General features: G+C 63.0%; 24 protein-coding genes. 10 read left to right on the top strand and 14 right to left on the bottom strand.

The annotated features are described in order from the left end of the window. Positions 1-13 precede the first annotated feature (13 nt). From WFR25_RS17795 to WFR25_RS17770, 6 genes are read right to left on the bottom strand one after another with little or no spacing between them, the layout of a single operon-like run. Complete coding sequence (locus WFR25_RS17795) at positions 14-1012, bottom strand: type II secretion system F family protein (RefSeq protein ID WP_336972708.1); 999 nt, start codon at positions 1010-1012, stop codon at positions 14-16. Between the two features lie 51 nt (positions 1013-1063). Continuing rightward, positions 1064-2362 (bottom strand): pilus assembly protein CpaE, encoded by a 1299-nt coding sequence (locus tag WFR25_RS17790; protein ID WP_336972707.1) that lies wholly within the window; start codon positions 2360-2362, stop codon positions 1064-1066. A 1-nt stretch (position 2363) separates the two neighbouring features. Next, positions 2364-3017 (bottom strand): CpaD family pilus assembly protein, encoded by a 654-nt coding sequence (locus WFR25_RS17785; protein ID WP_336972705.1) that lies wholly within the window; start codon positions 3015-3017, stop codon positions 2364-2366. A gap of 15 nt (positions 3018-3032) precedes the next feature. Next, on the bottom strand, positions 3033-4580 hold the full coding sequence (locus tag WFR25_RS17780) for a type II and III secretion system protein family protein (RefSeq protein WP_336974957.1): 1548 nt from the start codon (positions 4578-4580) through the stop codon (positions 3033-3035). Between the two features lie 10 nt (positions 4581-4590). Further along, positions 4591-5598 (bottom strand): Flp pilus assembly protein CpaB, encoded by a 1008-nt coding sequence (cpaB, locus tag WFR25_RS17775; RefSeq protein WP_336972704.1) that lies wholly within the window; start codon positions 5596-5598, stop codon positions 4591-4593. 52 nt (positions 5599-5650) lie between these two features. Then, the gene (locus WFR25_RS17770) at positions 5651-6124 is read right to left on the bottom strand and encodes an A24 family peptidase (RefSeq protein WP_336972702.1); all 474 of its coding nucleotides are present in this window, start codon (positions 6122-6124) and stop codon (positions 5651-5653) included. 50 nt (positions 6125-6174) lie between these two features. Between WFR25_RS17770 and WFR25_RS17765 the strand changes: the two genes are divergently transcribed. The 3 genes from WFR25_RS17765 to WFR25_RS17755 are packed head-to-tail and all read left to right on the top strand — an operon-like array spanning position 6175 to position 8449. Beyond that, positions 6175-7149: an alpha/beta hydrolase gene (locus tag WFR25_RS17765; RefSeq protein ID WP_336972700.1), complete on the top strand. Its 975-nt coding sequence runs from the start codon at positions 6175-6177 to the stop codon at positions 7147-7149. Then, a complete protein-coding gene (locus WFR25_RS17760) occupies positions 7146-8249 on the top strand; it encodes an NAD(P)/FAD-dependent oxidoreductase (protein WP_336972698.1) in 1104 nt (367 codons plus the stop codon). Before WFR25_RS17765 ends, WFR25_RS17760 begins: the two co-directional genes overlap by 4 nt. A 23-nt stretch (positions 8250-8272) precedes the next feature. Continuing rightward, entirely contained in the window at positions 8273-8449 is a 177-nt protein-coding gene (locus tag WFR25_RS17755) for a YegP family protein (protein ID WP_336972697.1), read from the top strand. A gap of 90 nt (positions 8450-8539) precedes the next feature. Here WFR25_RS17755 and WFR25_RS17750 read toward each other — a convergent pair whose 3' ends face one another. The 3 genes from WFR25_RS17750 to WFR25_RS17740 all read right to left on the bottom strand — a co-directional run bounded on the left by WFR25_RS17750 (position 8540) and on the right by WFR25_RS17740 (position 12476). Further along, on the bottom strand, positions 8540-8917 hold the full coding sequence (locus tag WFR25_RS17750; protein ID WP_336972694.1) for a MerC domain-containing protein: 378 nt from the start codon (positions 8915-8917) through the stop codon (positions 8540-8542). 101 nt (positions 8918-9018) lie between these two features. Then, a complete protein-coding gene (locus tag WFR25_RS17745; RefSeq protein ID WP_336972693.1) occupies positions 9019-10797 on the bottom strand; it encodes a sensor domain-containing diguanylate cyclase in 1779 nt (592 codons plus the stop codon). Between the two features lie 179 nt (positions 10798-10976). Further along, entirely contained in the window at positions 10977-12476 is a 1500-nt protein-coding gene (locus WFR25_RS17740; protein ID WP_336972691.1) for a catalase, read from the bottom strand. A 175-nt stretch (positions 12477-12651) separates the two neighbouring features. Here WFR25_RS17740 and WFR25_RS17735 point away from each other — a divergent pair, with 175 nt between their 5' ends. The 4 genes from WFR25_RS17735 to rpsI all read left to right on the top strand — a co-directional run bounded on the left by WFR25_RS17735 (position 12652) and on the right by rpsI (position 15694). Continuing rightward, complete coding sequence (locus WFR25_RS17735; RefSeq protein ID WP_336972689.1) at positions 12652-13701, top strand: COX15/CtaA family protein; 1050 nt, start codon at positions 12652-12654, stop codon at positions 13699-13701. Next, on the top strand, positions 13698-14507 hold the full coding sequence (locus tag WFR25_RS17730; protein ID WP_336972687.1) for a hypothetical protein: 810 nt from the start codon (positions 13698-13700) through the stop codon (positions 14505-14507). Before WFR25_RS17735 ends, WFR25_RS17730 begins: the two co-directional genes overlap by 4 nt. A gap of 129 nt (positions 14508-14636) precedes the next feature. Next, complete coding sequence (rplM, locus tag WFR25_RS17725; RefSeq protein ID WP_336972686.1) at positions 14637-15116, top strand: 50S ribosomal protein L13; 480 nt, start codon at positions 14637-14639, stop codon at positions 15114-15116. Then, positions 15116-15694, top strand: coding sequence for a 30S ribosomal protein S9 (gene rpsI, locus WFR25_RS17720; RefSeq protein ID WP_336972684.1), 579 nt, complete (start codon positions 15116-15118; stop codon positions 15692-15694). Before rplM ends, rpsI begins: the two co-directional genes overlap by 1 nt. Positions 15695-15788: 94 nt before the next feature. Here the strand turns inward: rpsI and WFR25_RS17715 are convergent, their stop codons facing one another. After that, positions 15789-16034, bottom strand: a complete 246-nt coding sequence (locus WFR25_RS17715; protein WP_419723168.1) for a hypothetical protein — start codon at positions 16032-16034, stop codon at positions 15789-15791. A 118-nt stretch (positions 16035-16152) separates the two neighbouring features. Here WFR25_RS17715 and WFR25_RS17710 point away from each other — a divergent pair, with 118 nt between their 5' ends. Next, on the top strand, positions 16153-16413 hold the full coding sequence (locus tag WFR25_RS17710; RefSeq protein ID WP_336972683.1) for a hypothetical protein: 261 nt from the start codon (positions 16153-16155) through the stop codon (positions 16411-16413). Here WFR25_RS17710 and pgl read toward each other — a convergent pair. The 4 genes from pgl to WFR25_RS17690 all read right to left on the bottom strand — a co-directional run bounded on the left by pgl (position 16410) and on the right by WFR25_RS17690 (position 21085). Then, positions 16410-17099 carry a 6-phosphogluconolactonase gene (gene pgl, locus WFR25_RS17705; RefSeq protein WP_336972682.1) on the bottom strand — a complete coding sequence of 230 codons (690 nt, stop codon included), beginning with the start codon at positions 17097-17099 and terminating at the stop codon, positions 16410-16412. The two genes, WFR25_RS17710 and pgl, sit on opposite strands and share 4 nt — an antisense overlap. Positions 17100-17102: 3 nt before the next feature. Then, positions 17103-17579 carry a YbaK/EbsC family protein gene (locus WFR25_RS17700; protein WP_336972681.1) on the bottom strand — a complete coding sequence of 159 codons (477 nt, stop codon included), beginning with the start codon at positions 17577-17579 and terminating at the stop codon, positions 17103-17105. Positions 17580-17673: 94 nt separating this feature from the next. After that, entirely contained in the window at positions 17674-19854 is a 2181-nt protein-coding gene (locus WFR25_RS17695; protein WP_336972680.1) for a 3-hydroxyacyl-CoA dehydrogenase NAD-binding domain-containing protein, read from the bottom strand. 22 nt (positions 19855-19876) lie between these two features. Next, complete coding sequence (locus tag WFR25_RS17690; RefSeq protein WP_336972679.1) at positions 19877-21085, bottom strand: acetyl-CoA C-acetyltransferase; 1209 nt, start codon at positions 21083-21085, stop codon at positions 19877-19879. 242 nt (positions 21086-21327) lie between these two features. Here WFR25_RS17690 and WFR25_RS17685 point away from each other — a divergent pair, with 242 nt between their 5' ends. Then, entirely contained in the window at positions 21328-22593 is a 1266-nt protein-coding gene (locus tag WFR25_RS17685; protein WP_336972677.1) for a cytochrome b/b6 domain-containing protein, read from the top strand. A 21-nt stretch (positions 22594-22614) separates the two neighbouring features. Then, positions 22615-22797, top strand: coding sequence for a hypothetical protein (locus WFR25_RS17680; protein WP_336972674.1), 183 nt, complete (start codon positions 22615-22617; stop codon positions 22795-22797). The last annotated feature ends 16 nt before the right edge of the window (positions 22798-22813 follow it).

Below are 22813 nucleotides of genomic sequence, written 5' to 3'. Positions count from 1 at the left end.
CCTGTCCTGCCCCTTAGATTTCGAAGTTGACCATTTGCGCCATGATGAAGGCGCCAATGCCCATCCAGCACATGCCGCCAATGCCAATCACCTGCATGAGCGACAGGCCGAAAAGGCCCGCAGGGTCGGGGGTGAAGAACGGAGCCATATAGTTGAAATTGATGTAGCAGATCATCACGAACACCAACGGCGGCAGAGCGCCAATAATATAGGCCGACGCCTTGGATTCCGACGACATGGCGCGGATCTTGAGCTTCATCTGCGCGCGTTGGCGCAGCACGGTGGCAAGGTTTGAAAGTGTCTCGGCCAGGTTGCCGCCCGTTTCGCGCTGGATCGACAGTGTGATGACGAAGAACTGAAATTCCGCTGTGCCCAGGCGATCTGCGGTTTCCTGCAACGCCTGATCCATCGTCCTGCCAATCTTGATGCGCTCGGTAATCAGCTTGAACTCTTCCCCGACGGGACCGGGGATTTCTGAGGATACGATACCCAGCGTCTCAGCAATGGGCAGGCCAGAGCGCAGGCCGCGCGTCAGCAATTCCAGCGCATCGGGGAATTTCGCGGTGAACTTCTGCACGCGCTTGGCTATCGTTCGCCCGACCCACCAGTGCGGCAGGCCAAGGCCGGCGGCCAGTCCAACAAAGGCGGCCAGCAGCGGCGGAAAGCCGCGCAACATCAGCAGGGCGGTCAAGCCCAGCGCGATGCACGCACAGCTGATCATATAGCCGTTCAGCGTCCATTTCTTGCCTGTCATCTTCAGGCGCTTGGTCAGCATTTCCGGGTTCGGGATCAGCGACGTCAGCATTTTCATGTCAGCGGTGGTCGAGCGATTGGAAATCGCCTTGCGCATCCGCGCTTCCAGAATCGATTCGGCTGAATCGCTGTGGCGGCCACGAATGGTCGCCAGACGCCGCTTGCTCGCCTTGTCCGGTGAGGGACCGGCAAAGGCCATGACTGCCATACCCAAAAGGGTGGTCAGCAATATTGCCATCAGGATGATCTTGCCGTCCATGTCAGCCCAACCCCGTCACTTGTTCTGGCCCATATTCCGGCCGCATTTGCATCAGGCGTTGACCGAACCGGCCTTGTCCTTGCGGCGAGAGGCCACCAGACCCTTGAGGCCGCCGATCTTGCCCATCAGGGAATCGCCGCGCTTGCCGGTACTCTTGCCGTTCGCCTCGTCGCTATCCTCGGCCGCGGCGCCCAGTACCTGCTCCATCATCAGGGTGCAGGCAGCGGCAACCTTGCTGCCCTTGGCGGCGTCGGCCAGCGTCTTGCCCAGTTTTGCGGCCTGCGCGGCAATGCGCTGGTCGAAAGGGATCAGGACATCGATCTTGCGTTCGATCGACTGTTCAAAATCCTTGCGGGTGATTTCGACCGTATTGCTGTGGACCTGATTGGCGACCACGATCACGCGCGACTGGGGTGCGTTGGACTTGAGCCAGGAGAGAAGGCGGATCGAATCGCGCGCGGCCGCCAGCGTCAGTTCGGTGACGACCACTGTGACGTTCACATCGGCCATCAGATGCGGATGCTGGATCAGCATGCCGCGCGGCAGGTCGACGACGCTGCATTCAAAGGCGGCGCGGAATTCCTCCAGCAGTTGATAGAAGGCCCCGCCATCCGTCAACATCGGCTGGCTGATCGGCGCTTCGGCCGACAGGATCGCCAACGTGTCGCTGGCGCGCACCATCGCGCGCTCGATGAACAGTCCGTCGATGCGGCTTGGGTTTTCGATCGCGTCAGTCAGGCCGCGGCCCGGCTCCAGATCCATCGCCAGCGCATTGGTGCCGAAATGGATGTCCAGATCGAGGAGGGCGGTGGGTCGCTTCTTCTTTTCGCTCAGCATCCAGGCCAGCGAGGTCGCCAGCGAGGAGGCGCCCGCACCGCCGCGTGTGCCGATGACCGCCGTGGTCATATGCGGATGTTCGGTGCTCGCTTCGACGCGCGGCGACAGGAAAACGGCCTGTGCCTGTACCAGAGCATCGCGCAACTGGTCCGCGCCAAAGGGTTTGAGCAGATAGTCCTGAATGCCGCTGGAGATGAGGTCGCGATACAGGCGGACGTCATTCACTTGGCCTGCCGCGATCACGACCGTGCCCGGCTCGCACACTTCGGCAAGGCTGTTGATGTCGTTCAGCGGATCGCCACTTTCCGACATGTCGATGAACAGAATTTGCGGGGACGCGCTGATCGACAGGCTCTGGACAGCGTTACGCATGCCGCCCTTCGCGACCTTTTCGGGCGCCCAGCCCAGTTCGGCGGCTACGCTGCGGAGCAGGTCGAAACTATGATCGTCGCAGACGAAGGCGTGGAAGGGATCACGCGTTCCGGCGATCCCCGGTTTCCAAGGTGCGTTCATGTCAGTTGCCCCCCGTCAGGGTCTTGAGGTCGCCCGAGCCGGTGGGCTTCTTTTCGAGATAGGTGGAGATGGCGCGGTTCGACGTTGCCGTCCGCAGGCCGCTTTCGGTCGTCTGTCCGCGCACCAGGTCTTCCGGGTTCGCGACCATCGCCGCCAGATTGCTGTTGATGCCGCACCCGAAATTGGACGAGGTCGACAGGTTCATGTTGGTTTCCGCCTTGGTCGTCCAGTCCGGGCAACCGGGGACGGAGGCGGTCGCACGCCGCACGACCAGCCGCACGGCTCCTTCGGGCGGAGCGCCATCGGCAGCGCTGCTGTCCTCGCCGACCAACAGGCCATGACGCGCGACAAGATTGGCGATGCCCTCGCGCAGAGTGGGGCTGGAATAACCCGCATCGGTGACGATCGCGACCTGATCGCCATAGCCAAGGCCGATGGAAACCAGCCATTCGTTCATGCGCTGGGCCTCAGTGTCGGACAGGCCACCATCGGCGCCCGCCTGCACATCAAAGGCATAGGCGGCATAGCTGACGACTGGCTGATGGATCGATTCGACGCTGCGATTGTCGCGATCACGCGCATGGGCGGCGACCGGCAGGGCGAGCGCGCCGATCAGCGCGAGCGGGACGATGGTCATTGGGGCAAAGCGCATCATGTCTCTCGTCCTTCCTTAGAAGCTGAAGCCGGGGGCTGCGTCGCTGGCCTTGCCGGCGCGCCTGGAGTCGTCGCGGTTGGCGACGGCGGGCAGGGCGGTCGACGCCTGCGGGCCGGGAATGGGGGCCATAGGCGCGCGGCTCGGCATTTCGCTGCGTTTGCCGCTGACGCCGTCTGCGCCCTGTTCCAGGAACAGGCCCTGGCCGATATTGGCGTTGCGGAAACCGTCCGTGGGCAGGCGAATGTCCGACGCGTTGACCGGTTTCACCAGATAAGGGGTGACGACGATCACCAGTTCGGTCTCGTTGCGCTGGAAGGCGCGCGATTTGAACAGGCTGCCCAGGATCGGGATATTGCCCAGCCCCGGCACTTTGTTGATCGTATTGCCGGTTTCGTTGCTCAGCAGTCCGGCGATCATGAAGGCCTGACCCGAACCCAGCTCGACCGTGGTTTCCGCCGTTCGGCTCTTGAGGGCGGGAACATTGGAATTGATCGAGAAGTCGAGGCTGGACACCGTCGGGCGTACCCGCAGAGAGATGCGGCCATCGGCGAGCACAGTCGGCGTGAAGGCCAACTGCACGCCATATTGCTTGAACTCGATGCTGTTGCCCTGTGTGCCGTTGCTGACGGTATAGGGATATTCGCCACCCGCCAGGAAGCTGGCGGTTTCACCGGACAGCGACGTCAGGTTGGGCTGCGCCAGCGTGGTGGCGAGGCCGCTCGTTTCCGCCAGGTCCAGCGCTGCGGCGACGTCCAGGCCGAACAAGCGGGCGACTCCGCCGATGCTGTAGCTGCCATCGATGGGGTTGCTGAATGTCCATGTGGCGGGACCGGTGCCATTTGGCAGCACGTTGGTTACGCCGGGGGGCGGGCTATAGTCGACGAAATTGCGACTGCCGCCGCCGATGTTGCCGATGACCTTGCCACCGCTGCGATCGGCGGAAGCCCAGTTCATGCCGATCTTGTGCCCGACATCGCGGCTTACCTCTGCGATCTTGACCTGAAGGTTCACCTGCAAGGGCGTCGCCATCAGCAGGCGGCTGACCACGGTCACATCCTTGCCGACGAAAGCCTGCGTCAGCCGTTCGGCTTCCGCTGCGTCTTCGGGCGCCTTGATCGTGCCGGTCAGCAGGACCATGCCGTTCATCTTGTTCACGGCGATGTTCGCTTCGGGCATCGCGACTTTCAGCATCTGGTCGATGCTGGTCAGGTTGTTGCCGACGCGGACCGTGCTGGAAAACAGTACCTTGCCAGTGCTGGAGGTCGCAAACACTGTGGTTTCACCCGGCTTTTTGGCCAGCAGATAGAGCTGGTTGTTGGACCGGACATGCACGTCGACCACTTCTGGATCGGCGATCACGATGTCGCTCATCTTCGCGGGCAGGTTGACCACGCGGCTGCTGCCGACCGACAACAGGATCGCATTGTCCTGAGCGGCGGCTTGGGCGTTCAGTGCGGCGGTCGGCGTGGCGATGGCAGCCAGCGCGACGCTGATGGCGATGGCGGGACCGGCGATCGGCTTGATGGCCGCGCGGGTCGACCCGCTGCGGGCCAGAATATGCATCCCCTTCATCTTACTTCCCCCCGACCGGAACTTCGGTCACATTGGTGCCGCGTGCGACGCGGATCACTGGTCCCTTGTAGCTGGCCGTTGCCGCGCCACCCGGTGCCATCGGTGTTGTTGCACCGGCGTCGGCCTTGGCAGGCACGGAGCTGCGCTGGTAACGCGACACGTCCGCACCGGTCGAATAGGTTGAACCCCGGTCGATGGGGCGGGCGGCGATCTTGGCCAGCGCCTTTTTCTCGGCCGCCGGATTGGTGCCATCGGGCAGGTCGATCTCACCGCCAGCAATCGCCGCATCCAGGTCCGATGCGGTGTCGGCCATCGAACGGAGCGATAGCGACAGTGAACCGATGGTCTGGGCGACCGCGATTTTCTCGGCGATCTTGGGTGTCACTTCGATGGTGACGTTGGAATAGGTCTGGACGACCGGCTTGCCATCGGCACCCATCGCGTCGGTGCGCTGATCGGTTGCCAGGACGCGCAGGTTGCGCAGGATGGTCTCGGATACTTTGAGCGGATCGCCGTCGCCGCCGCCCGACACCGACTGGGTCAGGACCAGATCGACGCGGTCACCGGGAAAGATGAAGCCCGCCACGGAGCTTTGCGCGGATACAGGCACCGTCACGGCGCGCATGCCCGCCCCCAGAGCGGCGGCCAGGAAGCCACGGTCGCCGGGCTTGACGAGGGAACCCTGCGTCAGCGGCTGGCCGGCGGTAATGGCGTTGCGGACAACGGCGCCTGCAAGCTGCGCGGGATCGGCCTGACCCTTCAGGTAATAGACCTGTTCGACCAGATCCTTGGGCCAGGGCTGATAGCGGAAGCTTTCAGCGTCGAGGATGGTGCCCACCGGCAGAGCCTTGGTCGCGACCAGCACATGCGGTTGGTCTGCGGCGGTCGGCATTGCCGCGGCGTTGACCTGGGGCGACCCGGAGGTGTTGAACATGCTCCGCGCCAGCAACGCGGTGGTCACCGCTATGACTAGCGCCCCCACCAGCAGCACGATCTTCTTTGCGTCCATGACGAAACTTGCTCCCTCAACCGGGGGTATTCAGCCCCTCACCGTGCAGACATCAGGCAAATTGGTTAATATATCGTTCGCCAACCAACCAAAGGGCGGCCAATGCTATGGCGACTCCATAGGGTATTTCGGGTTGGCCAAGCCGCCGGGTCATCCGATGATGGACGACAGTGGCGATCGTGACGCCGCCGCCCAGCAGCGCCATCAGCGTCAGCATCGACAGGACGGCCATCGGGGGGAACCACAGCGCCAGTGCGACGAGCAGTTTGACATCGCCTCCGCCCATCCACCCCTGGGCGAACAGGAAGGCGAACACCATGAAGACGCTGACCGCCAGTATCAACTGAACGGCCATGCCCGGCCAGACAGGCAGGTCGCAGGCGATCCAGTAGATCGGCGCCAGAAGCGCAATGGCGATATTAAGGCGATTGGAAATGATGCGGGACTTGAGGTCCGTGACCGCAGCCCATATCAGCAGCATCGCCAGCAGGACTGTTAGTCCCAGTTTGAAATATTCCCCCATCATGGGACCAGAGGTCTAGACCCAATGGCTTACCAAATCGTAACCATGTCCTGATGGATTCGCCAACACACGCATTTGACCCGCGCGCCTCCGTTCCGGCGGCCTTTGACCGCCGCGCCTGGCCGGACGGGGGACTGTTCGACCATTGGACTGCGCCCGATGGCTGGTCGCTCCGTCGCTACCGATTGGGATCGGGGACACGGGGGCAGATGCTGCTGTTGGGCGGGCGCGGCGACGTGATCGAGAAATATCTTGAAGTGATGGCGCATTGGGCCGCGCTGGGGTGGGCGGTGACGACCTTCGACTGGCGCGGGCAGGGCGGGTCGGGCCGCCTGACCGATAATCCACTGACCGGGCATATCGAGGATTTCGGTCAATGGATCGCTGACTTTGGCGCGCTCGCTGTGGACTGGCGGGGGCAGGGGGATGGTCCGCATGTCATGCTGGGTCACTCGATGGGTGGCCATTTATTGCTGCGTGCTTTGGCCGAGGGGGTGGCCGCGCCCGATGCCGCCATATTGGTTGCACCGATGTTGGGGTTGCATACCGGCGCGCTGCCTGATGCCATCGGCTATGGCCTGGCGCGCATCATGTGTCGTCTGGGACAGGACAAGCGCATGGCCTGGACCCAGCAGGAGGGGTCGGAGCGTCTCGATCGTCTGCGTCAGAAGCGGCTGACGCACAGCCCCGAACGCTATGCCGATGAACTGTGGTGGCGCGAGTATAATCGCGGCATCGCGCTTGGCCCGCCCAGTTGGCGTTGGGTGGAGCAGGCCTTCGAATCGACGCGCTCGCTTGCGGCTAGTCCGGCGCTTGCGCGGCTGGCGCTACCCCTGCTCATCCTTGCGGCTGATGCGGATCAGTTGGTTTCAACACCCGCCATCCGCCGGATCGCCACCCGCCTGTCTACCGCACAGATGCATGTCTACGGCCCGGAGGCGGCGCACGAAATCCTGCGCGAATGCGATGCCGTCCGGCTCGACGCCCTGTCGCGCATCGACAGCTTTCTGGACCGATCCGCACCGTGACATCGGTCGATATCGTCATTGTCGGCGGCGGTATGGCGGGCGCGAGCCTGGGCGCGCAGCTTGCCGCTCATGCCCGGACCCTCATATTGGAGATGGAACCGGTTGCGGGTTATCACGCCACCGGCCGTTCGGTCGCTTTCTGGCAGGAAAGCTATGGTGGTCCCTCAATCCAGCCTCTCACCACGGCGTCCGGCCCATTGCTGGAAACGCCAGATCCCGATCTGTCGGACCGATCCTTCCTGTCCCCGCGCCGCACCTTGCACATTGGGCGAGCCGACAGCGCAGCGGCGCGCGACGCGATGCTCCGCACATGGCAAGGGAGCGTGGCCCTGACTGCGGTCGATCCCGCCGCTTTTGTCCCCGGCCTGCGGCCCGACTGGACCATTGGCCTTTATGAACCCAGCTGCCGCGACATCGACGTGACCGGCCTGCATCAGGCTTGTCTCGCGCAGTTTCGCCGTCGCGGCGGACGGGTGATGACCGGCGTACCCCTTCGCGCGGCTCGGCGTGATGGCGCGGGATGGCGGACAGAGGCGGGTGATGAGGTCATCCACTGCGGCATATTGGTCAACGCTGCGGGCGCCTGGGCCGACACTGTGGCGCAAATCTGCGGTGTCCGCCCGCTGGGCATCACACCGCTGCGCCGCACCGTCGTTCAACTGCGCGTGCCGACCTTGCCGTCGCCCGACCTGCCACTGGTCATGGATCTGGAGCAGCGTTTTTACTTCAAGCCGGAGGGGGCGGATCGCATCTGGCTCACCCCACATGATGAAGTGCCGTCCACCCCCTGCGATGCCGCGCCAGAGGAACTGGCGGTGGCGCAGGCGATCGACCGCTTCAGTCGCGCGGTTGACTGGCAGATCGCGGGTGTAGAACGTAAATGGGCGGGCCTTCGCAGCTTCGCGCCTGACCGGACGCCGGTCTATGGCTTCGATCCCGACAGCCCCGGCTTCTTCTGGTTCGCAGGGCAGGGGGGCTTTGGCATCCAGACTGCGCCTGCCGCCGCATTGCTGGGCAGCAACCTGATCCTCGATACGGCACGTCCGGCCCCCATTGCCAGCATCGACGCCGAGGTCTATTCCCCAAAGAGGTTTCGGTAACACAATGAACCAGGAGAGATCTCATGGCGCACAAGTTCGTGATCGAGAAAAACAAGGCCGGCGAGTTTGTCGCCAAGTTCAAATATAATGCAGAAGTGATCTTCTGGACCGAAGGCTATACCAGCAAGGCGAGCGCGAAGAACGCGATCGAATCGATCCTGAAGAACGGCCCCGGCGCCCCCGTCGAAGAGGCGGAATAACCACCCCCTTCCTATCGTCAGTCCGTTCCATGTCCTCGCGTCGTCAAATGACCGCGCGGGGACTGGGCGCGTCCTGCCCGTTCGAGCTGGCTAGCGCCCGGCGCGGTGGTTGAGGTCGTGGCCCAGCGCCAGGATGCCCACGCCCAGTAGCGTGTAGAAGCTTTCCTGCATGCCATGATCCATCGTCAGCGCACCCGCCATGATGCCAAGGCCCAGCGATCCGATCGCCGCGGGCATCATGAACTTATGCACCATCGCGCCATGACCCAGCGAGATTGCACCCAGCAGGATCGCCAGCACCAGGCCCGCTTCATGGAAGATCGGGCTTTCGAAAATGCCGCCCGCTGAGGCCAGCAACCCCAGGATGACGGCGGTTGCGAAGCAATGGGCGACGCACAGTCCAGACAGGGCTATAGCGATCCGGTCGAACCGTCCGCTCATCAGGCTATTACGCAGGCTGTTTGTCATCGTGGCCGCTACATAGGCGTGGGCCGGTAAAGATACAACATATCATTGCAATTTTATGCACTATGGGCGTCACATAATCTTGCTGCGCGATTGTCGGGGATTTAGGCCGCCAGACGGATACAGTTCCGCCCGCCATGCTTGGCCTGATACAGCGCCTTGTCGGCTGCCTCCAGCGCGGTGGTTCCGTCCTCCATATCATTGAGCTGGACGAGACCCGCGCTGAAAGTGATCGACAGACTGCGGCGCGCATCCACAGGCACGATCATCGAAGCCACCATTGCCCGAAGTCGTTCACAGACGGTGCTTGCATGGGCGAGGTCCGTATTGGTCAGCAGAATGGCGAATTCCTCGCCCCCCAGTCGCCCGATCATGTCGCCGTCACGCACTTCTGGCCGCAATTCGTCGATAAAAGCGCGGAGCACGCGGTCGCCTACGGCGTGGCCATATTGATCGTTGACCCGCTTGAAATGATCCACGTCGATCAGCGCCAGGCAGGATGTCTCGCTTTTGCTGCCATTGGCCACGATCTTGTCGAGTCGTTCCAGAAAGGCGCGACGGGTTGCGGCTCCGGTCAGTTCATCGACGTTCGCGACCGCCTTTAATTCACGCTCGACCGCCTTGTGGCGCGACATGTCGCGCAGGGTGCTGACGATGCCGGTGGGCACGCCACGTTCATCCAGAATCGCCTGCGCGACCATCTCGTACCAGATGGTGTTGCCGCTGCTTTCCCGGCGACGAAACTCGACCATGTGGATCGCGCCCGGCTCGGAAAGCGTCTTGTGATGGGTGGCGATCACCAGCGCCCGGTCCCCCGCATCCACGAAGTCGGTCGCCGATCGTCCGACCATCGCCTCGGGCGTCTGCCCAATCCTCTGGGTGACGGAAGGGGAGGCATATTGAATGATCCCTTCCGCATCGATGTTCAGCACCACGTCGCCGCTATGGTCGGCAATGATGCGGTAGCGTGCCTCGCTGTCGCGCAGCATCTGGAACAGGCGCTTGCGGCCGTTCAGTTCGGCGGCGACCGGCACCGATATGAGGAAGCTGAACGCGAGATAGAATTGGAAAAATTGCGTTCGCTCGCCGATCGGCCCGTCGATCATGTCGATCGGACCAGCGCCCGTCAGGGTAGCGAAACCGCCGATACCGACCAGCACCAGAATGGCCGCCGACGCGCCCAGATGGCCGATGCGAAAGGCGATCAGGACCAGTGGCAGCATTGGCAGGAAAAGCATGGGATAGGCTGTCTGGTGGAACGTCACCCAACTGATGGTGGTGAACAGCGCCAACAGCCCAACCGCTTCCAGCTTCATCGGTAATGCGGCTTCGCGTAGCCATCGCTTGGCTTCGCCCTGGAGCAGCACCACCAGACTTGGCCCGCAGATCAGCGCACCCAGAACATGGCCGGTATACCAGGCCAGCCAATTCGTCCAAAAATCTTTGCCCGTAACGGCGGACGCGATGAAGGCCGATCCGAAGGCGCCCACGACATTAGCCACGCAGCACAGCGCTGCGACGAACACGAGCAGGGGCTTTAAAGATCCGGCGACGACATTGCCCGGCACGAAATGCCGATGCAGCGATGCTACGATCAGCGCCTCGGCCATATTGATGACGGCCATCGGTATGGCGGCCTGCGGTCCCATGCCGAACAGGGTAGTGGCGATCGCGCTGGTGATTGTGCAGGCCGCAATCGGCCGCCACCAATAGCTGGTGGGCGTCGTCAGCAGTTCCGCCATCAGGAAGGCGTTGGCCACCCAGATAAAGGCAAGAGCACCCTCGAACCGCGATGTCAGCAGCGCCAGCGTCGCGGTCGCGAAATAGACCAGGCTGGTGATCACCGGCTGGAGAATCGGGGAAGGGGTGCGCGGAATGAACATGGGTTTGAACGGGCTGCTGTAGCGTCCGTTGGTTAAGATATGTTCACGGCTGCACCGGTTGGTGACGGTCGTGTAGAAAAAGAAACGCCCGGAAGGATGAAGGGTACATCCTTCCGGGCGAAGCCCCGGCGTGGGACGGGGGGAGGCCCCACGCCGGTAAAAGTGTCAGGCCAGAACGATCAGGCCGAAGCGTCGGCCAATGTCTGGTCGGTCGGGGTGGAGATGGATGGGTTGCGATCCTTGATCGTCGCCCGTGCCTGCCGCACCCCTGCACCATAATCGGCATGAACCTGATCGAACAGCTTGCACTGCCGCTCCTGTATTTCATCAGGTATGTCGCCCATGGCCGCTGCGATATTGGCGAACAGCCGCTGTTTCTGTGCATCGTCGAACAGTTCGAACAGCGCGCGGGGCTGGGCGAAATCGTCATTGCCATCGCGGTGATTCCAACGATCCGCGTCGCCCGAAATCTTCAATGACGGCTCAAGATACTTGTTGTCCTCGACCGGTCCGCCAAAGCTGTTCGGCTCATAATAGGCCGCGGGGTTCGGATTGTTCGGCGTGAACCGCATCGCCCCGTCCTTGTGGTAATTATGGACGGGCACTTTGGGCGCGTTGACCGGCAGCGCTTCATAATGGGTGCCGATCCGGTGGCGATGCGCGTCGGCATAGCTGAAGATGCGCGCCTGTAGCATCTTGTCGGGCGAAAAGCCGATGCCCGGCACGATGTTGGACGGCGACATTGCCAGTTGCTCGATCTCCGCGAAATAATTGTCGGCGTTGCGGTTCAATTCCATCACGCCGATGTCGATCGGCGGATAGTCGGCATGGGGCCACACTTTGGTCAGGTCGAACGGATTATAGGGCGTCTTGTCGGCGTCCAGTTCCGGCATGATCTGCACCTGCACCTTCCATTTGGGGAAGTTGCCGGTCTCGATCGCCTCGAACAAATCTTCCTGCGTCGACTCGCGGGTCCGCCCCACGACGCCGGCTGCCTCTTCATTGGTCCAGTGCTTGTGGCCCTGCATCGTCTTGAAGTGGAACTTCACCCAAAAACGCTCATCGGCGTCATTGATGAAGCTGAACGTGTGGCTGCCATAGCCATTGATATGGCGCACGTCGGTCGGCAGGCCGCGGTCCGACATCAGGATCGTGACCTGATGCAGCGATTCGGGGCTGAGCGACCAGAAGTCCCACATCGCGGTGGGCGAACGTAAATTGGTGCGCGGGTGGCGTTTTTGTGTGTGGATGAAGTCGGGGAATTTTAGTGGATCACGCACGAAGAAGACCGGCGTATTGTTGCCGACCAGATCCCAATTACCCTCGGCTGAGTAGAATTTCATGGCAAAACCGCGCACATCACGCTCGGCGTCCGCTGCGCCCGCTTCGCCAGCGACGGTTGAAAAGCGCAGGATCATCGGCGTCTGGGTACCGGGCTGCAACACCTTGGCCTTGGTATATTTGCTGATGTCACCGGTGATCGTCAGCGTGCCGTGCGCGCCCCATCCCTTGGCGTGGACGACACGCTCTGGAATGCGCTCGCGATTCTGGTGGGCCAGCTTTTCGATCAGCTGATAATCCTGAAGCAGCAACGGGCCGCGCGGTCCGGCGGACAGGCTGTTCTGATTGTCGGGTATCGGTGCGCCTGCACTGGTTGTCATTGTCGGCTTGTCGGCCATAGTCATCCTCCTCGGCTTGAACGGGGCGATCCTACGCCTCTGCTCAACACACGAGAAATTAATTAAACCGCCCTCACTGATCGACTGAGCGATAAAAGCCCCTGGTCTGTCGAAAGCACCCTGAGACAAACCGTCCCCTTGAAAGCGGCCGCACAGCGGCGCATGGATCGCGGCCATGATCGCTATAGCTTCGCATCGCGCCTTCGCTGGACCCTCTCGCCCCTTGGCCCTCGCGCGCTGGCTGCTTGCTGTCGCTGCCCTTGTCTTCGCGATGGTGGTGGTGGGGGGCATCACCCGGCTTACCGAATCGGGCCTGTCGATCACGGAATGGAAGCCGATTACCGGCGCCATCCCGCCCCTGACGCATGACCAGTGGATGGCGGCCTTCCACGCCTATCAGCAGATTCCGGAATATCGGGAATTGAAGCAGGGCATGAGTCTGGGCGATTTTCAGTTCATCTTCTTCTGGGAATGGATGCATCGTCTGCTCGGCCGCGTGATCGGCCTGGCCTTTGCGCTTCCCCTCCTTTGGTTCGCATGGAAGCGTGCCATCCCGTCAGGCTATGGCCTGCGCCTCGTCGCGCTGCTGGCGCTGGGCGGTTTGCAGGGGGCGATCGGCTGGTGGATGGTGAAGTCGGGCCTGTCGGTTCGCACCGACGTCAGCCATTATCGCCTGGCCGTTCATCTGCTGACGGCGCTGTTCATCATCGCCGGACTCGTCTGGACTGCGCTCGATCTGACGGCGCTTGGTCGCCACACCCGCGCAACGCCCGCCCGGTTGACGCCCTTTGCCGCGCTGACGCTGGTCGCGCTGTTCATCCAGTTGATGTTCGGTGCCTTCACCGCTGGGCTGAATGCAGGCTATGTGTCCAACACATGGCCGTTGATGAACGACCATCTTTTCCCGGAAGGCGTGATGGGGCAAGGCTCGTTCTGGGCAACCCTTTCCAGCGACCCCTATCTCGTTCATTTCATCCATCGCTGGTGGGCGTGGGTCGCGGCTCTGCTACTGATCCTGCTCGCGCGCAAGGCAAAGAAGGCGGGAAGCCGCGGCGCGTCCATCGCCATAACCGCCGCGCTCGGCACGCAGATCGCGCTAGGCATCGCCACGGTGTTGAGCGGCATCGCCTTACCGCTCGCCGTGTTGCATCAGGCCGTGGGCGCGCTGGTCGTCGCCAGCGCCGCCTGGGGCGCGCACGCCGTCGGGGCGGGACGCAGAGCGTGAGGGCATGTCTTGCGCTGGCATCTGCCTTAGCGCTGCTGTTGCCCTCACTGGCGCAAGCCGAAGAGATACGGATCGGTTTTGCCCCGCCGGTCGATCGTGACCTTGCCTATCATATCGAGCAGCAGCGGCCCGTCGCCGGACAGATGGCTCGCTTCACTGCCGACCGCACGCTGCGCTTTGCCAAGGATGGGCAGGGAGAGGGCGGCTACACCCTCAACATAACCCTGCGCGCGATCGATACAGATGCGGCTGGAGACGGCGGCGAACCCTATCGCGCCGCATTCTCGCCGCTGGTGGGCGTGGGGTTGCATTTTCGTCTGGACGCGATGGGACGGATTATCGCGCTCGATAATATGACCGATGTCTGGGCGAAAGTAGAAGCCAGATTGCGCGCCATGACGGCGAGCAACGCCGAAGGGTCGGCACGGCACCGTGCGGCTACCAATGTGCTGACGCTTTTTGGCGCGCAATCGGATGAGGGCAGGCTGGCGCTATTGGCCGGGGAGATCCAGCCGCTGCTGCTGTTCGCCTCCAGCGCCCTCAACGACCAACGGCCGCGCACGCTCCGCACAACCGCCGGGTCACCGCTTGGCCGCCCGGTGCCCGTCGAAGGCACGGTGGCGCTGGTCGAACGCAAAGGTGCGGTGCTGGAGCTGACGGAAAAGTTGGCCGGGCAGGGTGCGCTGGTGGAGGTCCACTACCGCCTGTCCCAGTCCAGCGGTCTGGTAGAAGAGCAGCATCGCACCCTTGTTATGGGCACGCGATCGCTCACCGAAACACGCACGGTAAAAGGGTTGAATGACTGAAGGGTATTATTTTACCCGTCAGCAAAGCCGCCGAATCTCTTGACTTGAGCGACCTCACCCGTCATTAGCGCCCATCTTCCGGTGCCCAATAAGGGGTCCGGTCCCGTTTCATTATGGAGTATTGGCACCATGAAGGCGCTGATGAAGACCACCAAGCCGGCGACCCCGGCGACGGTCGAAAAGAAATGGCTGCTGATCGACGCGGAGGGCCTTGTTGTTGGCCGTCTGGCTTCGACCGTGGCGAATATCCTGCGCGGCAAGCACAAGACCAGCTTCACGCCCCACGTCGATTGCGGTGACAATGTCATCATCATCAACGCTGGCAAGGTGAAGTTCACCGGCAAGAAGCTGACCGACAAGGTTTACTACAAGCACACCGGCTATGCCGGCGGCATCAAGGAAACCACGCCCCAGAAGATCCTGGAAGGCCGTTTCCCTGAGCGCGTGCTTGAAAAGGCCATCGAGCGCATGATCCCCCGTGGTCCGCTGGGCCGCCAGCAGATGCGCAACCTGCGCGTTTTCGCCGGTGCCGAGCATGCTCATGAAGCCCAGAACCCTGAAGTGCTCGATTTCGCATCGCGCAACCGCAAGAACAAGGTGGGTGCATAATGTCCGATAACCGCCAGTCCCTGTCCGACCTCGCGCAGATCGCTGCCGAAGCAGCCGCTGCTCCGGCCACCGCACCGCTGGGTGATGTTGCTGCTGCACCTGTTGCGTCGGAAGCTGAAGTTGAAGCGCCTGCCGCACCGATCGCGCCGCCGGTTTCGACCATGCCCCTGCGCCCGCAGGAAATCGACAGCCTGGGCCGCGCCTATGCGACCGGCCGTCGTAAGGACGCCGTCGCTCGCGTCTGGGTCAAGCCCGGCACCGGCAAGATCACGGTCAATGGCCGCGATCAGGAAACCTATTTCGCACGTCCTACGCTGCGCCTCGTCATCAACCAGCCCTTCGGTGTTACCGAGCGGAACGGTCAGTATGACGTGATCGCAACCGTCAAGGGCGGTGGCCTTTCGGGCCAGGCTGGCGCGGTCAAGCATGGCATCGCCCAGGCGCTGACCAAGTATGAGCCTGCGCTGCGCAGCGCGGTCAAGGCTGAAGGCTTCCTGACCCGCGACAGCCGCACCGTCGAGCGTAAGAAGTACGGCAAGGCCAAGGCGCGCAAGAGCTTCCAGTTCTCGAAGCGCTGATTTTCGGTTCACCGGAATATGGAAAAAGGGGCGGAAACGCCCCTTTTTTTTTATGCTTTGTGATCCGTGTCGGCGTCCGCCGATCAGCAGATCATCACCAGCCCTCGTTCCGCAACTGGATGAACAGTGCCTCGATTTCTTTCGGATCGAGCAGCCATGTCCGCGTGCGCTGTCCTTCGCGCGCGGTCGGTGCGGTCAGCAATATCCGCGCCTGCACCTGATGCTCTGCCTTTAGAGCGCCAAAATGCCGGACACAGGTCGCGATCGTCGAGATCAGCGGGGCCTTGCCGGCAAGGTCGATAAGGGTGGCGGGCTGATCCCATGGGACGGCTGTTTGCACGATAGTCTATCCTTCAAAGTGGGTTGGCTCTATGTCGGATCATGCGCCGTCTCTGTCTAGGGGGCGCTTTTCACGCTCGTGCGTTCATTTATCTCCCAACCACTCGGAGGCGCGCGATATGAACCAGAGCCTGCTCGACGCCCTCCAATATTATGGCGCGGGCGCCGCGACGCTGGCGGCGTTGATCGTGTCGCTGAATATCGGGCGGCGCTGGACTGGCTGGGCGTTCGTGATCTTCGTCACCTCGTCTATTGCATTGATCGGCTGGGGCTTCCTCCAGACGAACAGCGAAGGCATAGGATGGCAGAATATCGCAATGCTGGCGATCAACCTCGTCGGCGTCTGGCGCTATCTGATCTCCAAGCACAAACCCGATTAGGCGCTGATCCAGACCGCCACCGGCACCGTGTCCTGCAACAAGGCCGCGCGGATCGGCATGGCCTCAACTGGCCCGCCATCCAGCGCGTCGCGATAGACCGCTTCCTTCGCCGCACCCCCGATTTGCAGGATGATGAGGCGGCTATTCAGGATCGCGCGCAGGCTCAATGACATGCGCTGATGCGGCGCGGCGGGCGGGGTGACGGCCAGCGTCAGCGCTTGCGTGGTCAGCCCGTCATGCAATTCGTCCGCCTCCGGGAACAGCGAAGCGGTATGTCCGTCCTCGCCCATACCCAGAAGCATGATGTCGATTGGCCAGGGCAGGGCGGCCATCGCTGCCTCGCACGCCGCTTGGCCCCTATAGGCATCTTCGGCGTCGTTCTTCATCGGTACCAACCGCGCGGCGGCGGCTGGTCCGGTCAGCAGCGCCTCGCGGATCAGCCGTTCATTGCTGTCGTCGTGGCTGGGATCGACCCAACGCTCATCCACCTGCGCGACGATGACCCTGGCCCAGTCGACCGGCATTTCACGCAACGCTTCCAGCACCGCGCGGGGTGACCGGCCACCCGACAGCGCGATCGTCGCCACCCCACGCGCCACGATGGCGTCCGATAATGTGCCGGCGATGTGACGAGCCAGATCCTGCGCGGAGGCGTTGGCATTATCGAAACGATATTCTGTGGGCATGGATCAGGCCTCCTCGATTGGCGGGGTGCAGACATCGACCCAAATGGCGCCGGTGATCTCGGCCAGTCTGTCAGGGGTCAGTTCGACCGAGGCGGTGCGCGCGCCTGAGGCCGGAAACACGGTGTCGAAATCCCGCAGCGACTGGTCGCAATAAACGGGCAGGGGGGTGGCAAGGCCAAAGGGGCAGACGCCGCCCACCGGATGCCCGGTCAGCGCCTCTACCTCCTCCAGCGCCAGCATCCGGGGCTTGGCCCCCAATGCGGCCTTCGCCCGACCATTATGCAGCCGCGCGTCTCCCCGCGCGACGATCAGAACGACCTGATCCCCAGCGCGAACAGACAGGGTTTTGGCGATGCGGGCAGGCGCTACGCCCAGCGCGGCGGCGGCTTCCGTCACCGTCGCGGTGCTCACACCCTGATCGATAATGGCAAGCTCTGGCGCATGTTCGGCCAGAAAGACACGCACGGACTCCAGGCTCATGCGTCCCCGTCCTTCATGCGTCGATGCTCCGTCATGCCTGCCCTTCCGTTTGGAAGGGCAGGACTAGACGAGGGCGTACCCGCTTTACAAGATGTCAGGCAGCGGCGCGCTGTGTTTCGGGCGCGGGATAGAAGGTCGCGCCATCCGCCGCCAACGCGCGTAACTGGTCGGTGGGCGCAAAACGGTCGCCATATTCAGCCGCCAGCCGGTCGAGCACGGTCACGACATGGGCGATCCCCACCGTGTCCATATGGCTGAATGGCCCGCCGGTATAAGGCGCAAAGCCCCAACCGAAGATCGCGCCGATATCGCCATCCTCGGGCGTTTCCAGCACGCCTTCCTCGAAGCAGCGGGCGCACTCGATCAACTGGCGATATAGCAGCCGCTCCTTCACGCCCTCTACATCGGGCTGGTCGATGGCGCGCGGGAACAGGTCGCCAAGGCCGGTCCACAGCGCCTTCTTACCCGTCTCAGGATAGTCGTACCAACCCTTGGCGCTCTTGCGGCCAAGGCGGCCCAGTTCGACCATTTTCGCCATCACCGCGTCGGACCGCTGCGGGACATAGGCGTCACCCAGTTCCTTCTGCGCGGCGATGACGATCTTGTGGCCCAGTTCGATCGACACTTCATCGCCCACGGCCAGCGGCCCGGTGGGCATGCCCAGTTGCTTGCCCGCATTTTCGATCAGCGCCGGGTTGATCCCCTCCGCCACCATCTCCACGCCCTCCTGCACATAGGTACCGAAGCAGCGCGAGGTGTAGAAACCGCGGCTGTCGTTGACGACGATCGGCGTCTTGCCGATCTGCGCCACGAAATCGAGCGCCTTGGCGATTGCGGCGGGGCCGGTTTCCTTACCCAAGATGATCTCCACCAGCGGCATCTTCTCAACCGGTGAGAAGAAGTGGACGCCGATGAAATTGGCGGGCTTGCTCCAGGCCTTGGCCAGTTTGGTGATCGGCAGGGTGGATGTGTTGGAGCCAAAAATCGTGTCGGCCCCCAGCACCGCCTCGACCTGTTTCGTGACCTCCGCCTTGATCGCGACATCCTCAAACACCGCTTCGATCACGAAGTCGCACCCGGCCAGCGCCGCATAGTCGGTGGTCGGCGTCACGCGGGCCAGGATCGTGGCCATCTTGTCGGGGGTCATGCCCTTGCCCAGCCGCTTCTTCAGCACATCCTCGACATGCGCCTTGCCCTTCTCAGCATAGTTCAGATCGCGGTCGAACAGCAGGACGTCGATCCCCGCCTGCGCGGCGACGGTGGCGATGCCTGCACCCATCATGCCTGCGCCCAGCATGGCCAGCTTCCTGGTGGGGGCCTTGGGCTGGTCCTTGGGACGCCGCGCGCCGCGTTCGGCGGCCTGCTTGTTGACGAACAGGGTGCGGATCATATTACCCGCCTGCGGATCGGCTACGACCTTGGCGAAATATTTGCTCTCGACCCGGATCGCCCGATCGAAGGGCAGCAACACGCCCTCATAGACCGCCGACAGCAGCGCGTGGGGGGCGTGCATATTGCGCTGGGTCTGCTTCACGGTCATCGCGCCAGCGCCTGCCATGGCCTGGATGAATGCGGGGTTGAAGCCGCCCGCGCGATCGGGGAATTTGAAGCCTTTCTGGTCCCATGGTTGCACGCTGGCCGTGGGGTTGACCTTGACCCATGCCTTCGCCACGTCGAGCGCGGTCCCGGCGGGCACGACCTCGTCCACCACCTTCAGCATCGCACCCTCGGCGGGGCGGAACAGCTTGCCCTGCAACATATAGAGCAAGGCGGGCTGCACGCCGGTCAGGCGCGGCAGGCGTTGCGAGCCGCCACCACCGGGGAACAGGCCGATCAGGATTTCGGGCAGGCCAAGGCGCGTCTTCGGACTGTCCCCGACGATCCGGCGATGGCAGGCCAGCGCGAGTTCGAATCCGCCGCCCACGCATGTTCCCTCGATCGCACAGGCGATTGGCTTGCCGCAAGTTTCCAGACGGCGGAACAGGGCGTTCAGCACGAACACCTTGTCAAAAATCTCGGCGGGGGCAGGGCGGTGGCCATCGTCGGTCGCCAGCATCGCGCCAAGGGCTTTGAGGTCCATACCGGCCATGAAGCCGCTATCCTTGCCGGACGCGATCACCGCGCCCTTGATGGAGTCCTCTGACGCGATGCGGTCGATGCTGGCTGACAGGTCGTCAAGGAACTCCTGGCCAATGACATTCATCGACTGGCCCGGCACATCGATGATGAGGGTGGCGATGCCGTCGGCGTCGATGTCGAAGCGGATGGTCTGCATGATCGTCTCCTGAACTTTCTCTTTATATCCGCTCGATGATGGTGCCGGTGGCCATGCCCGCGCCGACGCACAGGTCGACCAGCGCCGTACCCTTGCCCGACCGCTCCAGTTCGTCGAGCACAGTGCCCAGCACCATCGCCCCGGTCGCGCCCAGCGGATGGCCCATCGCGATCGCGCCGCCATTGACGTTCAGCTTTGCGTGGTCGAGGTCCAGCGCCTGCATGTAGCGCAGCACGACGCTGGCGAAGGCTTCGTTCAGTTCCCACAGGTCGATGTCGCTCTTGCTCATGCCCGATCGCTTGAGCAGCTTGTGCGCGACATCTTCCGGCCCGGTCAGCATGATCAGCGGTTCCGACCCGATCGAGGCCATGGCGCGAATGCGGGCGCGGGGCTTCAATCCATATTTCTCGCCCATCGCCTTGCTGCCGACCAGCACGGCGGCGGCGCCATCGACGATGCCGCTTGAATTGCCCGCATGATGGACATGATTGACCCGCTCCAGTTCCGGGTAACGCAGCAGCGCAACCGCGTCGAAGCCCGGCATGTCTTCGCCGATTCCGGCAAAGCTGGGCTTTAGTGACCCAAGCGACTGCATCGTCGCATCGGGTCGCATATGTTCGTCATGGTCGAGGACGACCGCGCCGATCACATCCTTGACCGGCACGATCGAGCGGGCAAAGCGCCTGTCGTCCCAGGCGGCCTTGGCGCGCCGCTGACTCTCGATCGCATAGCCGTCCACATCATCACGCGAAAAGCCGAATTTGGTCGCGATCACGTCTGCGCTGATGCCCTGCGGCGCGAAATAGGTCTTGTAGGCCACCGCCGGGTCCATCGCCCATGCGCCGCCATCCGATGCCATCGGGATACGGCTCATCGACTCCACGCCGCCGCCGATCGCGAACTCCGCCTCGCCGGACATTACCTTGGCGGCGGCCATGTTGACCGCCTCCAGACCGGACGCGCAGAAGCGGTTGATCTGAACCCCCGCCGTCGTGACGGCGTAGTCGGCATTCAACACGGCGACGCGGGCAATGTCCGCGCCCTGTTCGCCCACCGGGCTAACACAGCCCAGAATCACGTCATCGACGTCGCCGGTATCGATCTGCGTGCGGTCGCGCAGCGCCTCAAGCATCTGGCTGGCAAGCTGGATCGGGGTGATTTCGTGGAGCGATCCGTCGGCCTTGCCCCGGCCCCGGGGCGTGCGGACAGCATCGTAGATATAGGCTTCCATGGTCTTTGACCCTCTCCAACGGGGATGCGCGACTAGGGCGCGATTGATGGCTGTAAATGTATTTACGTTTACGTAAAGTGCAAGTGAAAAACCGCGACTGGCCCCTCGTGTGCGTCGCGGCGCAGGCTGCCGTAGCGGCAGGCTGATCGGCAACGCATCGTTTCGCAGCCACCCTATCGCCAGCGCATGGCGGAGTGGTTACATTTCGCTCGTTGCAGCAGGTGAACGGGCAAGGGGTATAGATGACGACACGGTACAGCCGAACGGCCATGACGTTGCATTGGCTGATAGCGATAGCGCTCGCCTTCCAGATCGGCGTAGGATGGGGGCTGGAGCATCTGTCTGCCAAGGGCTTCGCGCTCTATCAGTTGCACAAGTCCGTCGGCATCACGATCCTGCTGCTGACGCTGCTGCGGATCGCCGTGCGCTATTGGAAACCGCGTCCCGCTCCGGCAGAGGACGGCGTGACCGGTGCGCTGGCCAAGGCCGTTCATGCCGGTCTTTATCTCTTCATGCTGGGTGGGCCGCTCACGGGTTGGGCGCTGGTGTCGACCGCAAAGGTGAAGGTGCCAACGCTGCTGTTCGGCGTCGTGCCGCTGCCGCATCTTCCGCTCCCGCAGGCGGGGCATCCCTTGTTTGAGGGCGCACACGGCCTGCTCGCCTGGATCGCTATCGCCCTCCTCCTGCTCCATGTCGCGGGCGCGGTGCGACACCAGTGGCTGATCGGCGATGGCCTCATCTGGCGCATGGTGCCGGGGCGTTCGACGCTGGTTATTCTGGCGTTGATGGCGTCGGTTCCTGTCGCATTCCTGATCGGTCAGGCTGCCGTCCGGTCTGCGAGCGCGCCCGCCGCCGCGTCCGCCATGCCCGAAGCAGGCGAGGGTGCGACAGTTAATGCTGTGGCGTCTTCCGAATCCGAAACTGCCACCCCGGAAACCGCGACAAATGCCGCAACGACCGACAACGCCGTGGCGACAGTCGCCAACATAGCTGAGGAAGCCACCCCCGCGCCGCCGTCCGCATGGACGGTGCAATCCGGTGGCCGCCTGACTTTCTCCGTCGGTAATGCGGGCTACACCGTTGATGGCGGCTTTTCGCGCTGGACCGCGACCATCGTCATGGACCCGGAGCGGCCCGAGACGGCTGACATCCGCGTCGAAATCGACGTTGCCAGCGCCAGCGTGAGTGATCCCACCCAGACGGAAATGCTGGCCAATGACGAATTTTTCGCCGTCGCCGCGCACCCCCGCGCCACATTCATCGCCAAAGGGGCGAAGCGGTCGGGCAAGGGCTATACGGCGCGCGGCACCCTGATGCTGAAGGGCGTGAGCCGACCCCAGTCGATCCGTTTCACGCTGACCGGTAGCGGCGCGACCCGGCAGGTGGAAGGCAGCGCCAGCATCGCGCGGACATCGTTCAATATCGGCACGGGCGAAAGCGGATCGGGCCTTGACCCCAGCGTGACTGTGCGCTTCACTTTCGCGGCGACAGGTAAAGCCCCCAAATAACCGCCCATGAAAGGAGCCGTCATGCCTGAAGATGTTCAAGCTGCACTCGACCGCTTCCAGTCCTTTGTTGGTCGATTGGGGATGGATGCGATAATCGACAGTGAAAGCGGCTTTACCGCCAGCGACGCGCAATTACTGATCGGTGAGGTCGAAATGGCGGCTCACGCGCGGCGGGTTGAGGAACACAGGTCGCTGGGCGATTGACCAGGGTGGCGGTTTC

Source organism: Sphingobium aromaticiconvertens (genome assembly GCF_037154075.1).
GTDB lineage: Bacteria > Pseudomonadota > Alphaproteobacteria > Sphingomonadales > Sphingomonadaceae > Sphingobium > Sphingobium aromaticiconvertens.
Note: the sequence above shows the minus strand (reverse complement) of the source record. Positions and strands in the feature narration are given on the sequence as shown.

Coding starts and splice junctions, on each gene's coding strand:
- WFR25_RS17770 (WP_336972702.1), bottom strand. CDS start 6,124: ATGATGGGGGAATATTTCAAACTGGGACTAACAGTCCTGCTGGCGATG.
- WFR25_RS17750 (WP_336972694.1), bottom strand. CDS start 8,917: ATGACAAACAGCCTGCGTAATAGCCTGATGAGCGGACGGTTCGACCGG.
- WFR25_RS17710 (WP_336972683.1), top strand. CDS start 16,153: ATGAACCAGAGCCTGCTCGACGCCCTCCAATATTATGGCGCGGGCGCC.
- WFR25_RS17780 (WP_336974957.1), bottom strand. CDS start 4,580: ATGCATATTCTGGCCCGCAGCGGGTCGACCCGCGCGGCCATCAAGCCG.
- rplM (WP_336972686.1), top strand. CDS start 14,637: ATGAAGGCGCTGATGAAGACCACCAAGCCGGCGACCCCGGCGACGGTC.
- WFR25_RS17795 (WP_336972708.1), bottom strand. CDS start 1,012: ATGGACGGCAAGATCATCCTGATGGCAATATTGCTGACCACCCTTTTG.
- WFR25_RS17785 (WP_336972705.1), bottom strand. CDS start 3,017: ATGATGCGCTTTGCCCCAATGACCATCGTCCCGCTCGCGCTGATCGGC.
- WFR25_RS17790 (WP_336972707.1), bottom strand. CDS start 2,362: ATGAACGCACCTTGGAAACCGGGGATCGCCGGAACGCGTGATCCCTTC.
- WFR25_RS17700 (WP_336972681.1), bottom strand. CDS start 17,579: ATGAGCCTGGAGTCCGTGCGTGTCTTTCTGGCCGAACATGCGCCAGAG.
- WFR25_RS17685 (WP_336972677.1), top strand. CDS start 21,328: ATGACGACACGGTACAGCCGAACGGCCATGACGTTGCATTGGCTGATA.
- WFR25_RS17680 (WP_336972674.1), top strand. CDS start 22,615: ATGCCTGAAGATGTTCAAGCTGCACTCGACCGCTTCCAGTCCTTTGTT.
- rpsI (WP_336972684.1), top strand. CDS start 15,116: ATGTCCGATAACCGCCAGTCCCTGTCCGACCTCGCGCAGATCGCTGCC.
- WFR25_RS17695 (WP_336972680.1), bottom strand. CDS start 19,854: ATGCAGACCATCCGCTTCGACATCGACGCCGACGGCATCGCCACCCTC.
- WFR25_RS17740 (WP_336972691.1), bottom strand. CDS start 12,476: ATGGCCGACAAGCCGACAATGACAACCAGTGCAGGCGCACCGATACCC.
- pgl (WP_336972682.1), bottom strand. CDS start 17,099: ATGCCCACAGAATATCGTTTCGATAATGCCAACGCCTCCGCGCAGGAT.
- WFR25_RS17765 (WP_336972700.1), top strand. CDS start 6,175: ATGGATTCGCCAACACACGCATTTGACCCGCGCGCCTCCGTTCCGGCG.
- cpaB (WP_336972704.1), bottom strand. CDS start 5,598: ATGGACGCAAAGAAGATCGTGCTGCTGGTGGGGGCGCTAGTCATAGCG.
- WFR25_RS17735 (WP_336972689.1), top strand. CDS start 12,652: ATGATCGCTATAGCTTCGCATCGCGCCTTCGCTGGACCCTCTCGCCCC.
- WFR25_RS17745 (WP_336972693.1), bottom strand. CDS start 10,797: ATGTTCATTCCGCGCACCCCTTCCCCGATTCTCCAGCCGGTGATCACC.
- WFR25_RS17690 (WP_336972679.1), bottom strand. CDS start 21,085: ATGGAAGCCTATATCTACGATGCTGTCCGCACGCCCCGGGGCCGGGGC.
- WFR25_RS17755 (WP_336972697.1), top strand. CDS start 8,273: ATGGCGCACAAGTTCGTGATCGAGAAAAACAAGGCCGGCGAGTTTGTC.